The organism is Micromonospora sp. CB01531, assembly GCF_001905095.1.
GTDB lineage: Bacteria > Actinomycetota > Actinomycetes > Mycobacteriales > Micromonosporaceae > Micromonospora.
On the sequence record NZ_LWLS01000074.1, the window covers coordinates 20,571 to 33,646 of the forward strand.

General features: G+C 69.4%; 9 protein-coding genes and 1 pseudogene. 3 read left to right on the forward strand and 7 right to left on the reverse strand.

The genetic code is table 11. The annotated features are described in order from the left end of the window. Together A6A27_RS21380 and A6A27_RS21385 are read right to left on the reverse strand one after the other, a co-directional pair. Positions 1–3,801, reverse strand: a complete 3,801-nt coding sequence (locus A6A27_RS21380; protein ID WP_073836415.1) for a GTPase — start codon at positions 3,799–3,801, stop codon at positions 1–3. Continuing rightward, a complete protein-coding gene (locus tag A6A27_RS21385) occupies positions 3,773–4,096 on the reverse strand; it encodes a hypothetical protein (protein WP_073836416.1) in 324 nt (107 codons plus the stop codon). The genes A6A27_RS21380 and A6A27_RS21385 overlap by 29 nt, the downstream gene beginning before the upstream one ends. A 329-nt stretch (positions 4,097–4,425) precedes the next feature. Between A6A27_RS21385 and A6A27_RS46075 the strand changes: the two are divergent. Then, a pseudogene (locus tag A6A27_RS46075) lies at positions 4,426–4,664 on the forward strand (IS5/IS1182 family transposase); the annotation flags it as partial. A gap of 200 nt (positions 4,665–4,864) precedes the next feature. On the opposite strand, the gene A6A27_RS21390 reads toward A6A27_RS46075, so the two are convergent. The 5 genes from A6A27_RS21390 to A6A27_RS21415 all read right to left on the reverse strand — a co-directional run bounded on the left by A6A27_RS21390 (position 4,865) and on the right by A6A27_RS21415 (position 9,853). Further along, positions 4,865–5,329 (reverse strand): DUF4190 domain-containing protein, encoded by a 465-nt coding sequence (locus A6A27_RS21390; protein ID WP_073836417.1) that lies wholly within the window; start codon positions 5,327–5,329, stop codon positions 4,865–4,867. Continuing rightward, positions 5,326–5,730 (reverse strand): hypothetical protein, encoded by a 405-nt coding sequence (locus tag A6A27_RS21395; RefSeq protein ID WP_143194097.1) that lies wholly within the window; start codon positions 5,728–5,730, stop codon positions 5,326–5,328. Before A6A27_RS21395 ends, A6A27_RS21390 begins: the two co-directional genes overlap by 4 nt. Then, a complete protein-coding gene (locus A6A27_RS21400; RefSeq protein ID WP_073836418.1) occupies positions 5,727–8,192 on the reverse strand; it encodes an AAA family ATPase in 2,466 nt (821 codons plus the stop codon). The genes A6A27_RS21395 and A6A27_RS21400 overlap by 4 nt, the downstream gene beginning before the upstream one ends. 118 nt (positions 8,193–8,310) lie before the next feature. Continuing rightward, the gene (locus tag A6A27_RS43295; protein WP_143194098.1) at positions 8,311–9,243 is read right to left on the reverse strand and encodes a hypothetical protein; all 933 of its coding nucleotides are present in this window, start codon (positions 9,241–9,243) and stop codon (positions 8,311–8,313) included. Between the two features lie 79 nt (positions 9,244–9,322). Beyond that, positions 9,323–9,853 carry a DUF4352 domain-containing protein gene (locus tag A6A27_RS21415; RefSeq protein ID WP_073836421.1) on the reverse strand — a complete coding sequence of 177 codons (531 nt, stop codon included), beginning with the start codon at positions 9,851–9,853 and terminating at the stop codon, positions 9,323–9,325. Positions 9,854–9,952: 99 nt separating this feature from the next. On the opposite strand from A6A27_RS21415, the gene A6A27_RS21420 reads away from it, so the two are divergent. Beyond that, positions 9,953–11,905: an N-6 DNA methylase gene (locus A6A27_RS21420; RefSeq protein WP_073836422.1), complete on the forward strand. Its 1,953-nt coding sequence runs from the start codon at positions 9,953–9,955 to the stop codon at positions 11,903–11,905. 99 nt (positions 11,906–12,004) lie between these two features. Further along, positions 12,005–13,069, forward strand: coding sequence for a serine/threonine-protein kinase (locus A6A27_RS21425; protein ID WP_073836423.1), 1,065 nt, complete (start codon positions 12,005–12,007; stop codon positions 13,067–13,069). Positions 13,070–13,076: the final 7 nt, after the last annotated feature.

Consider the following 13,076-nt stretch of genomic DNA (forward strand, 5'->3'; position numbering starts at 1 on the left):
TTACTCGTTCCTCCCTGGTGTGCCGATCAATTCGTCCGCGGCCGCGATCAAGGCCCCGACCACCTCGGCCCGCGCTTTCGCCGAGTCCATCCGTTCCCTCATCGACGATTCGAGATCGAGGTGCTCGTCGAGCAATGCTTCGAGTTCCTTGGTCCGCTGCTTCAGATATCCGACGGGACCTTCCCCCTGTGCGCCGTGCATGACCTGTTCGACGATCCCCGCAGCCGCTTCGTCGATTTTCTGCGACGCCAACTCCTGCTGGTGCTCGTGTTCTCCAGCCGTTCGGATGTCATTGGCCATCGCTGCAACATCCACGGCGGCAGCAACGGCCCCGAGGACCACCCCGAGCTTGGCAACGTTGGCGCCGCCCTTCACCGCACCCCACGGCTTGAACTTGTGGCCGAACTGCTTGCCGATCGCGTAGACCGCGTCCCGATTTCCAAGGGCTTTCGCAAGCGACGCTGTGGCTCCTGCGACGTTGCCAGCACCCTTGGTCAGATCCTCGTACCAGGCGTTTCCCTGAGCCTTGAATTCTGCCGCGAACTCGGGTGTCACCTGGAACTCGGCAGCGCGCATCTCACGTCCGATTGCTGATATGTGGTCGCTGTACCACTCGTCCAGTTTGCGTGCCGCGTCGGCAAGGTACCGCTCGAGATCAGCTTCGAACTGCGGAGCCCTCCACCAGGACTCGACAAGGTCCTTCAGCTTCTGGCCGTCTTTCCGGTCGAGTTTCGCGACTGCGGATTTCGTAGCTACCAAGTGGCGGTCCACCATCCGGCGGGCGTCCTCTCGCAGTGAACCTTCGAGGACCACGGCGTCGTTCACTGCAGCCCGGAGGGCAGCGATCACCGGTGACGAGCGGCGCAGGTCTTTCGTGCCGTCGACCTGCACCTGGTGAAGCGTGTGCTGGTGACGCTTGAGGTCGGTGACCGCCGCATCGAAGGCGGCCGACGACGCCGCAGCGGACAGCTGCTCGTCGGAGAGACCCGGCATGGCGCTCGTCAATGCGGTCACGCCGTCCCACAGCCGATTCTCGTCGAAATCACCGGGTTCCGCCGTTGCATCGCCTCCCACCAGGCCGAACGGATCGCCGGACAAGCAGTGAACTCTGTCGATATCGACTTCGATGGAACGAGCGGCGAAGGCCGCACGCAGTTCCTCGCGTTTGCGGTTCTGCAGGTTGAGAAATGCCTCGGGTGCAGTCAGCGGATCCACGCCCAGTTCGTCGCACCGGTTGATGAGGAACACCATCCGCCCGCCTTTGGCGGCGATCGACTCCGAGCCGCGCGAGAGTTCTTCCAGTATCCCGGTGTTGCCGACCAGCAGATTGATGTGGACGACGACGAACACGAGAGCGGCTTCGGCGATCGCCTCGAGCGCGGCGGTGTCGTGCTCGCCGTGTCCGCTTTGCAAGCCCGGTGTGTCCACGAGATCGAACCGCGGCAACTGGTAGCGGTTCGCGGCTGCGGTCGCGGGCAACGCCCGGATGTCGAACGCTGCGTGCGGTTGCCGGCCGCTGTCCACCATGATCCGGCGGATCAACGACGACTTTCCTGAGTTGTAGTCACCGAGAACGGCAAGGACTGGTCTTGCCCCGTCGACGCGCCAAAAGGTTCGTGCGATGTCGAACAGTGCCGGATCGCGTCGGGCCGCGTCCTCGAGGTCGTCTCGCCACGAGTGGATGTTCGCCGTCGACGGTGCGTTCCACGCCGCAGCTATTGCGCGCGTCAGCCGGCGGCGGTCCTCCTCCCGGCGGCTCGAGTACGCCTCGTGGACGGCATGGTCGATCTGCGCCGGCTGGTGGTCGACGCCAGACTCGAGCCAGTCCTCGCCCAACAATGCCCGGGTTACCTCGGCCGGGGATTCCCCCATCCGACGCTGGGCCCGCAGCAGGACGTCGGTCACAGCGGGTGCGGGCTTGATCGAACCGGCGTAGGTCTGCAGGCTGTCGATCAACCGCACGATCCGGCTGCGCGCCATACGAAGCTCGATCGCAGCGCGGAGCGACTCGCCGACCGCGGGAGCCAACAACGCCCACGCCGCTTCGCGGCTGTCGCGGACGAGGGCGTCCTCGTAATCGACGAACGTCTGATCCACAGCGCGCTGGCAGTCTGCAATCGCCTGAGCCTTCGCTTCTCGTGCTCGCTCCGACGCTTGCCGGCTCATCTTCTTGCCGAAATGCTGCTGGAGCTGTCCTGCGATCCCGACGCCCGCGGCAGCTACGCCTAGGACCCAACCTGCGGGGTTCCAGATGAGGGCCAACGCGGGTCCCGCAAGGGCGACCGCGATGCCCGCCCCCCTGACAACATCACCCGCCACACCACCACCCTCGTCGCCGAGGATCATCGCGGCGTGCGATACCGCCGTCCCGTTGTCGATGGACTTATGGTCCACCGCGACTTCAAGCTCACGCTGCAGGAAGGCTCGACGATCCGCCCAGACGGCTTCCGCCGCAACGGAAATGGAACCTTGATCGAACACGACCTTCGTAAACTTCGACTCGTCGACTGCACTGCGTTCGTCGAATGCCCTCCGGATTAGATCATCCGCGTTGGCCTTGGCCTGTCGGCGGCATCCTGCAAGGTGCGAGGCAGCGAGGTGCCGGACGAAGCGGTCCAGTGCACCCTTGGCCGGCGACGTGTACGGGCGACCCCGCGCCAGTTCGGACACCTCAACCAGATCCGCGCTGAGAGCCGCATCGTGCAACCACTGGGCGCGTTCGGCGTCTTCCGGGTAGCCCAACATAGCGAACAGCGACTCGACCTCGCGTTCGAGGGATTCCGCTTCCTGCTCGATCTCGACCGCCAGGGCATCGAGTTCGCCGACCCCTCGGCGGCACCGTGATCGGATGTCCTCGCGCAGCGCGGTCAACCGGAGATCGGCGCCGCCTTCCGCGATGGAGGTGGCGATCAGGCGCTCGAGCGTCCCGAAGTTCGACCAGCGATCGAGGTAGCCTTTCCCGAACTCCTCCCGTTCGTGGTGGAAGTCCCTCTGGGCTGGGCCGTGGAAGGGGGTCGTGGCGCGCGCGAACAAGGCCCGTCGGCTGTGGATCGCGACGACCGGTGTGTCGGGCAACCCAATCTGTACGAGCTGGGTCCGAATATTGTCGGTGTGCTGGCGAACCGATTCGGACAGATTCCTGCGGCGAGCCTCGGGTACTTTCGCGGGGTGACGCCAACGCGGATTGCGGACGTTGAGGACGGCCACCACAGGCTTCCCGTGGTCGCGGATCCACGCCGCGATCTTCTCGAACTCCATCTCCTGCTGAGACTGATTGTCGAAGCACAGAAGCACGATGTCGGCGATCTCCACTGCCCTCCGGGCCTTGGCCTCGAGGTTGCTCCGGCTCTCGGTCCGTCCCCAGCCGTTGATCCCGGGTGTGTCGAACAAGCGGCAATCCCGCCACTCGACGTGATGCACATCGGTGGTCCAATCGCTGACACCCGGTGAGACGTGCTCACCGTCGAGCCGGCCGAACGCCGATAGCAAGGTGCTCTTTCCAACACCGGTGCGTCCGAAGAACGCGATGTTGAACGACCCGAGCGACTCGCGCTCCCGATCGAGGTGACGTCGCAGGTCCCCCGGAAACTCGCGAGTGAAGTCGTCCAGTCGGGCGATCAAGCCAGACGAGGACGGCGCGACGTGCTGCCCTCGCCCGAACGCCCCGACCAGGTCGTCCGTAACGTCATCCAGGCGCGTCAGTTCCGCGTGTCCCTGCTCGACGGCCGATCGGATGGCCTCCTCGAGCGACACCACCTCTGTCGTCAACTCGTCATCCCCTTCCGCTGGCAGCCCGGTCACGGCGCGAACGCACCGCCAACTCCCCGGGCACGCGCTTGCCGAGAAGTTTGTCTACGCGGTGTCGGTCGATCCGATCCGGCGTGAAGCTCGACTCACGGCGCGTCAGAGGGCTCATGTCCGAAGCGGAGGGGTCCGGGACCTCAAGCGCGACCACGCGCGCTTCGTCGGCGTCGATGTTCTCGGAGGCCCATACGCCCCCATCGTTTTCTCGCCGATGGTCCTCGATCACAAACCAGTTGGCGACGAACACCGAGCTGTTCGGCACCAGTGTCCAGACCTTTTGACGATCGATCACTGACCGAGCACCTGGCCGTGTGACGGCAAGCCACTCCAGCGTCGCGTCCGCTGCTCGGGTAACCGCCAGATCTCCCAGCCGTCTTTCGCCATCGAATGTCCCCCAGACTCGGTTTGCATCACCTTTCGATGAGGCCGTTGCCCGCGCATGTCTCCAACCCACTAAGCCCTTCCGAGCAAGGCCGCCGTGGCGGTCAGTGACCGTCCATAGGCGACTCGCCGGAGCCGTTGAGCTGCAATGAAATGCGTGAGGCTCCTGGTATGAAGTGGTCTTTCCAGAGATCAACTTCATAGGTGCCTCACGTGGCTGCCAGTGTCACATATTCTGCAGTGCTCGATGTCCGTAGGGAGACCGTGATCTTCCTGTCCAGCCTGCTGCACGCCCACCGGCGTGCTGTCGGCACACGCTGTGGCACCCGAGCCCTGGGTTGCTTCGCCCAGGCTTTGCTCGTGCTGCACAGGTTGACGGCACCCGCCTTGCCCAACTCGCCGTCGACAACGCGATCGGCCGCTCGACCACCTACCGCTACCTGCACGAAGCCATCGACCTCCTCGCCGAGCGCAAGCCTCGCCGCACGCGGCCGGTCCGCTGATTTCGTGCGACCGGCCGTCGCAGTTCCAGCGGGCCGTGATGACGTAGCCCTCGTCCTCGCGGGACAGCTCAACGGCCCGGTCGCGGTTTTGCTGGGACATGCTTCCTGTCTTTCCGGCGCTTCGTGGGCGCCTGTTGCCCGACTGCGGCGGCGGTCAACTACCTGCTCCGCCCGGGTCAGGGCGTGGGAGTGGCCGCGCTGAGGACGCTGCCGAAGAACACCATGACGGTGAAGATGATCATCGGGCCGACGAAGACGTAGCCCAGGACGAGACCGGCGACGGCCATGCCGTGCCCCGACCGCGTGCCGTCGCGGGTTTCCCGCATGGCGACGTGGCCGAGGATGACGGCCAGGATGCAAGGCAGCCCGAACAAACACCACCCGCCGAGCACGCCCAGGATTCCGAGCACCAGCGACGCCGTGGCCATGCCCGAGGTCAGCGGCGGCTGCACGGCGACCGGCCGCGCAACCGGCGGAAAGGCCGGGTACGGCACCGCCGAGACCGGTGAGTACGCGCCAGCCGGTGCGGACACCGGCGGATACGGCCCGCGAACAGCGGACACCGGCGGATACGGCCCCGGCAGAGCGGGGAGCGGCGGCTGCGGGCGGGTGGGGTCGACGCCCGGCTGCGGGTAGGTCATCGTTCGGGTTCCGTTCTTCTGTCAAGTTGGGTGAGCAGGGCGCCCACGTCGGTGTGCAGGCGACGCAGCTCGGCGGCCGTGGGCGCCAGCTCGTAGCAGTGGTGGTGGGCGGCGGCCGACAGCGCCGCCCAGGTGAACGCGACCCGACGGGCGACCTGGACGCCGGGCCCGAGCCGCCCGCGCAGCATCAGCTGCTTCGCCCGGCCCTGCCGGCACGCGGCCACGGTCGGCTTGACCCGCCGCCAGTAGGCGTCGACGCCACCCTCAAGGGCGAGCCGGATCAGGCAGGCACACGCCCGCGGCCACCAGCCGGCGGTCACCGCGGCCGCGCCGAGCCTGCCGGAGCCGCGCAGCATCTCGTCGGCCGCCGCCAGGCAGCGCTGTGGCGTCGGCGCGGTCACGACCGGACCTCCCCGCGACCCGCGCGAGGCGGTGGCAGGACCTCCGCGAGGTGGCGGACGTCCGCGACCAGGCCGGGCAGGTCAAACAGGTACGCCCCGTGCACGCCCTCCTTGCACGCCTTGTACGCGCCGACGGCCCGGGACCCGTGCCGGCGGCTCAGATACCCGAGCACGTCGGCGCCCCGGTCGGCGTCGTCGAACAGCGCCAACGCGAGCGTCGTGGTCAGCCGCCGGGACGCGGCCACGACGGCGGCCTCGATGTCGTCGTGCGGCACACCCCGGGCCACCCGCCGCCACCACACGATCCGGTGGCAGGCCGCCTCGATCGCCGAGCGGCACAGCTCCGCCACCACCGGCCCACGCACCTCGGCGGCGATCTCCTCATTGCGAGCCAGGGCGTACGCGTCGTCCAGGTAGCGGCGCAACGGGTCGGACCCGGGACGCAGGGTCACCACGGACCGCTCGGCGCGGGTCACCTCGACGATGCGGGACTGACCCAGATCGAGCCGGCCGAGGGCATCGGGCAACCGGGTGTCGTGGGTGAACACGATCACCTGCCGCTGCTCGGCCAGCTCGGCGAGCACCCGCGCCAGCCCGTCCACCTTGGCCGGATCCATGCTCTGCACCGGGTCGTCGACCACGATGAACCTGAACGGGCTCTCCGCCGCGCAGCCGCGCGGCAGGAACGTCGCCAGCCCCAGGGCGTGCATCTCACCCTGGCTCATCACCCCGAGCGCGGTGCCGTTGTCGGCGCCGTCCACGCTGACCGGGATCACCACCCGCCGCCGGGTGTTCGTACCCTCCAGGGTCATCGCGCCCAGCTCGACGTTGCTCTCCTGCCGCAGATGCCCCCAGATCCGCTGCGAGTGCTCCGCGAAGGGCGCCACCCGCTGGTTACGCAGCTCCGCCCCGGTCGCCTTCAGCCACGCCCGTGCGGCCTTCACCCGGGCGAGGGCGGATTCCCGCTCCGGCAGCGCCCCGGCTGCCGCAATCCAGGAGCGCAACTCACCCGCCGCGGCCTGCCAGCCGGTGTCGCGCTGCCGGAGCAGGCCCTCCGCGTACGCCTGCGCGGCCTTCGCCGCCGTGAGCAGTGCCGGGTACCGGGCGGTCAGGTGGTCGGCGAGGTCCTCCGGCCCGCCCGGCGCCAACCGCAGCGCCGCCACGGCCGCCCGCAGCTCACCGACTGGGACTCCGGCGGGGTCGCCGTCGGGCACGTCGAGGTCGTCGATCAGGTAGTGCGCCCGCTGCAGCATGACGGTCAGCCGCGCGGCGGCCGCCTGGGCGGCGAGGGTGCGGTCGCGCAGCTCCGCCAGCGACGCGTTGGCGCTGGCCCGCCAGTCGCCGTCGAGGCGACCGGTCGCGCAGACCGGGCACGGCCCGTCACCCCGGTCGTCGTGGTGCTTGAGGGCCAGCCGGAGCAGCTCGGCGCTGCGCAGCGACGCCCGCGACCGGCCGCCGTCGTGCCAGCGCGCCTCGGCGGCCGCCTCCCACAGCTCCCCGGCGAGCCGGGTCACCTCGTCGGCATCGGGCAGCTGCATCGCCACCAGCTGCCGGCACAGCAGCACCGCCTCGTCCGCGGTCGCCTCATCCGGCTCGTCGAGGATCGCCGCCAGCGCCGCCAGGTCGGGGCGCGTCACGAGCAGTGCCGCCGCCCGGCGCGCCCGCTCGTCGGGTACCTCGGCCAGGGCGGCGGCGAGGGTGGCGCGCTGTGCGCGTACCTCCTTGATGGCGGCGTCAAGGGGGCGCGCGGCGGTCATCAGCCGGCGGTCGGCGTCGGTGATCGCCTCCAGGCCGAGGATCGCGGAGATCGCGTCGAAGAGCTGGCTCTGCGTGCCGGCGGTGAGCCGGCCCAGCTCGGCGGCGGTGAGGAACGGCCGGTACAGCTCCAGCGGCCGGGTCAACCCCAGCTCGGCGAGATCCTTGTGGCTGCCGTGCCCGCTGGTGACGCTCACCTCGGCTTCGCCCAGCTCAGCTTCGGACGGCCATTCGCGGACCACGCGGGTGGGCGTGGCGACCCCGTCGACTCGCAGGTCGACGGCGATTCGGCACGGGTCGCCGGCGTGCAGGTTCCGCCACCCGGTCCGCCACACGCTGTTGCGGTCGGCCCAGCGGGCACTGTCGCCGGTCAGGGCTAGCTCCACCGCCTCAGCGAAGCTGGACTTGCCGGAGCCGTTGCGGCCGACCACCACGGTCAGCCCAGGGCCGGGCTCGATCGCCAGGGTGCGCTCCGGGCCGACGCCGCGGAAACCGGCGACGGTGACCGACGAGAGCCAGATCCGCTCCCGCGACTCGTCCGCTGCCGTGCGCTGCGGTGCGAGGGTGGTCGGCTCGCCGGCGAGCGCGGCGGCCAGGTCGGTCTCGCCGCTGAGCGCGGCGAGGACCACCTCGGCGGTGTCATCAGGTACGTGATCGGCGGCGAGCCGGTCGAAGATCAGCTCGACCAGGGGCTCGGTGCGGTTCATCAGGACCTCCGCTGATGCGGCTGGGGGAGGGCGTGCGGTGCCGGCGGCTCCGGCTCGGACCGGGCCGCTGGCATGTGTGGTGCTGCGGGGATGCTGTGGAGCTGATGTCATAGATGGATCAGGCGGGCGTGATGGTCCAGTAGCCGTCGGCAGTGACCTGGACGAGCGCGGGCGCCGACAGCGGACGGACGCCGGAGTAGCCACCGATCTCGTTGACCAGCAGCCCGCCCTCGCCCGTGTCGATCGAGTAGGCGTAGACGACGAAGTTGGAATCGCCCCGACGGTGGGTGATTTTGGCGGCGGTGGCGTCGCCACCCAGCACCAGCACGTCGTCGCCCTTACCGGAAGCCTTGCCGGTCGGGAACTTGGTGGCCATCTGGGCGATGGTCCCGATCGTCAGCGTCCAGGATCCGCTCGCCTCGATCTCGAACTGGGTGGTCAGCGAGCCGTCCTCCAGGTTGATCCACCGCTTGCCGGTGTACGAGCCGATCTCGTTGACCAGCAGGCCGTCGCCGTCACTCTTCAGCACCGTGTTGCTCGTGCACTTGCAGGTGAACTTCACGACCGACAGGTCGCTCAGTTCGCCGACCCGCACCAGGTCGTCACCGCGTCCCTTGATCACCTTCGGCTTCGGCGTCGGAGGAGCGGTGGTGGGCGCCGGTTCCGTGGTGGCAGGGGCCGCCGACGTGGGCGCAGCCGTGGTCGGCGCGGCTGTCGTCGGCGCCGTGGTGGTGGGGGCGGTGCTGCTCGGGCTGGCCGACGTGGCGGCGATGGACTGCGGCTCAGCGCCATCGTTTCCGTTGATGGCGTTGATGGCGGCGCCGCCGCAGCAGAGCGCAACGACAAGGGCGATACCACCAACGGCCCACGCGCGAGCGTTGGACCGCTTCGCGGGAGCGGCCGGGATGGGCTGGCTGAAGAGGGTGGCGTCCTGGGGTTGAGGGGCGGGCGGAGGGCCGGCGGCGGAGAGCGGGGGCGGCGCCGGTTGCGGCGGGCCACCGGCCTGGTTGGCGGGCTGGTCAGGCGGCATCGGGCTGGTGGGGTCAGTCACGACCGTCTCCTCTGTGAACGGGAATCGGGGACGGGAAGGCTGGGGCGGGCGGTTGCGCCCGCCCCGGCGCCTCGGTTGATCAGGTGAGGGAGACCGTCACGCCGCCGGAGAACGGCGAGTCGTGCAGCTCGAGCTTGGCGAGCTTGACGTTCTTCGGGATGTCGAAGACGACGACGCCGGTGACCTGGTTGCCGGGGTTGATGTCGTTGAGGAACGTCTCGGCGTTCTTGTTGGCGTAGATCGCGGCGCCGCCATCGGCCGAGTACTCGGTGCCGTCCGCGGCGTACGCCTTCTGGCTGCTGCCGTCGAACATCTGCGACTCCTTGCCGATGTTCTTCACGTTGATCGTGACCAGGCAGAACTGGCCCTGCGCCTTCGTGCCGACCAGGTCGGTGCCGATCTTGGCGACGCCGCACTTCGACGACTTGACGGTGAACTCGAACTTCCCGTCCCGGGCCGGCTGGCCGATCTTCGCGGTCTTCGGCTTGTCGTCGCCCTTGCCGGCGCCGGCGTCGGCCTTGCTGCCGGTGCCCTCGTCGGTGCTGCCGGCGCCGCAGCCCAGCGCGACGAGGCCGGTAGCGATCAGAGCGAGGGTCGTGGTCTTGCGCATCGTTTTCCTCCTGCTGTGAACGTTGCGGCGTCAATGAGAGCATCATCTGTGAACACTGTCAACGCACATGATGCTTGACAGGTGTGACACACTCCGAACGTGCAGGAGACCCCGACCATCACGGCGGCGGAGATCGCCCGGCTCGCCGGGGTCGGTCGCGCCGCGGTCAGCAACTGGCGCAAACGGCACGGCGACTTCCCCGCCCCGGTGGGCGGCACCCCGGCGAGCCCCGAGTTCGACCTCATCCAGGTCGAGCAGTGGCTCCGCGACCAGGGAAAACTGCCCGAACTTGCCACCGCCGACCGGCTCTGGCAGCGCCTCGCTGCCGCAAGCCAGTCACCGGCCGCCGGCCTGGCCGCCGTGGGCGCCCTGCTCCTGGCTCGGCAACGCGGCAAACGCCCCGACCGATCAGCAGGTCCGCAGCTCACGCCGCTGCTACCCGACATCGACGCGCTCGCCGGCGAACTCGGACCGCAGGGCGCCTTCGACGCGCTGTGGCAACGGTTCTCCGCCCCCGGACCCGGCCGACTCTTCGCCACCCCCGACGACCTGGCCGACCTCATGGTCGGGCTCGCCGGTGTCGGCGGCGGCTCCGTCCTCGACCCGGCCGCCGGTTCCGGCGCCGTCCTCCGCGCTGCCGCCCGCGCCGGCTGCACCTCGGCGCACGGGCAGGAGATCGACGAGGACCTTGCCCGGCTCGCCGGACTGTGGCTGGCCCTGCGCGACGTTCAAGGGGAGCTGTCCACCGGCGACTCACTACGTGCGGACGCCTTCGCCGGACGCACCTTCGACGCCGTGGTCTGCAACCCGCCCTTCGGAGCCACCAACTGGGGCGACGAGGAACTCGGTCACGACCCACGCTGGATCGTCGGCACCACTCCGCGCACCGAACCCGAACTGGCCTGGGCCCAGCACGCCCTCGCCCACCTGCGCGCCGGTGCCCACGCTGTCCTGTTGATGCCACCCACTGTCGCCAGCCGCCGCGCCGGCCGGCGCATCCGCGCCGAACTGCTCCGCCGCGGCGCCCTACGCGCCGTTATCGCACTCCCGCCCGGCGTGGCCGCGCCGCACGGCGTACCCCTGCACCTGTGGGTCTTGCGACGGCCCGCGCCTGAGGCTCCGCCACCCGCGCGAACGTTGCTGATCGACGCCGCCGCCGGCGATGTCGCCACGAACTACCCGCGGATCCTCGGCACGTGGCGGTCCTTTGCCGCCGCACCGGACGCCGACGTCGAGGAAGCCGGCTTCGCCCGGGCCGTCCCGGTGATCGAGCTGCTCGACGAAGAGGTCGACCTCACCCCCGCACGCCGCCAGCCCGCCATCGGGGGCGAGGCCACCGGAGAGCATCTGGTACGCACCCAAGAGCGCCTGGCCGCCATCGTCGGCGACCTTCCGGCGATGATGCCGCAGGTCACGCCGGCGCCCGCCGAGCAGTCGTCCTCGCCGATCCTGACCGTCGCCGAACTCGCCAAAGTCGGCGCGTTGCAGCTGATCGGCCCGCTGCGCCCGACAACAGGCCGGCACACTGAAGACGAGCCGGAGACAACCGACGAAACCGCAGTGCTCACCGCCCGCGACGTCGTGGAAGGAGCCGCTCCTTCCATAGGCAGAGTTGCGGGTCAACCCGTCCGGCTCGCCGAGGGTGACGTGGTGGTGCCGATACATGCCAGTCGACTCACCGCCCGAGTCATCACCGACGAGAAAGCCCTCCTGGGCCCCAACCTATACCTCCTGCGGCCCAACCCTGCCGCGCTGGATTCGTGGTTTCTCGCCGGCCAGCTGCGCACCTCGGCGAACGAGAAGCAGACGTCGAGCCTGTCCGGGACATTGCGCTTCGACATCCGCAGAGCACAGGTCCGCCGGCTACCGCTGGACGAGCAGCGGATACACGGGGAGACGTTCCGGCGGCTGGACGCCTTTGAGTCGGCAATCCGACAGGTGGCGGAGCTCGGGGCGGAACTCGCCCAGCTGTCAACGGATGGACTGGCGCGAGGCGACCTCACGCCGGGCGCCCGGCGCCGAGACCAGCGCAAACCGCCGGACGGGCACTAGCCGCATGATCGTCCAACGTTGTACGGTCATGCGTCCGCCAGGTGTGGGGCCGATACGGCGGGCAGCAACTTCAGACGGGTGTCATCGTGAGGGGGCGGGATGACGCTGGGCACCATTGGTGGCTTCGAGTTGATCAAGCCACTCGGGTCGGGCGGTATGGGCGACGTGTTCTTCGCCGTCTCCCCGACCGCCGACCGGGTCGCACTCAAGGTGATCAAGCAGCACCTCATCTCGGCGCCGACCGTCCGCGAACGGTTCGCCGCCGAGGTGGAAAACCTCAAGCTGGTCTTCGGCTCCCGGGTGGCCCGCTTCGAGGACGCCGACCCCTACGCCGACCCTGCCTGGCTCGCGGTGGAGTACGTGCCCGGTGCCACCCTGCGCCAGCACGTCGACGCCCGGGGAGCGATGCCACTACCGGTGGCGGCCATGACCGGCGCGATGCTCGCCGACGGGCTGGCCCGGGTGCACCAAGCCGGCCTCCTGCACCGCGACCTCAAGCCACAGAACATCATCCTCAGCCCGGACGGACCGAAGCTCATCGACTTCGGCCTGGCGATCCTGATCGGACGAGACGAATACCTCACCCAGACGGGAGAAATGGTCGGCACGCCCGCCTACATGGCTCCCGAGCAGGTGCGCGGCGAGCGGGAGCTGACCGCGGCGGTGGACATCTACGGCCTCGCCGCGACCCTCGTCTTCGCCCTCACCGGGCACGGCCTCTACCCGTCGACGAACTCCTGGAACCTGCTCCTGCGCATCAGCGAGCCGACCGATCTGCCGGACCTGGCGGACGTGCCGGGCGAACTGATCGGACTGCTCGGCGCGATGCTCGCCTACGACCCGAGTGCCCGGCCCGCACTCGACGACGTCCGCGCCCGCCTGCTCGCGGTAGCCACCGCGACCAGCGGCAAGAGCATCCTCGAGCTGCGGCACGAAGTCGCCGAGCTCACCTACGACGGCGGCACCGAGCTGGGCGTTCCGCCCGCCCTGCAGGATCCGAAGCAGGACCCGGAATCCGCCACGGTCGTCGAGGACGAGACCAGCCCAGAGCCGGATACCACCCCGACCAAGGCCGACCCGGAACGAGTCGCCGACCAGCGCGTCGACGTCAGCTGGCTGGTCGACAAGATCCGCCGCCAGTACGCCCGCCGCTCGACCCTGTAGGAAGGCT

Excerpts from the sequence above, each read along its gene's own strand:
- A6A27_RS21415 (WP_073836421.1), bottom strand. The coding sequence starts at position 9,853 with ATGCGCAAGACCACGACCCTCGCTCTGATCGCTACCGGCCTCGTCGCG.
- A6A27_RS21390 (WP_073836417.1), bottom strand. The coding sequence starts at position 5,329 with ATGACCTACCCGCAGCCGGGCGTCGACCCCACCCGCCCGCAGCCGCCG.
- A6A27_RS21425 (WP_073836423.1), top strand. The coding sequence starts at position 12,005 with ATGACGCTGGGCACCATTGGTGGCTTCGAGTTGATCAAGCCACTCGGG.
- A6A27_RS21400 (WP_073836418.1), bottom strand. The coding sequence starts at position 8,192 with ATGAACCGCACCGAGCCCCTGGTCGAGCTGATCTTCGACCGGCTCGCC.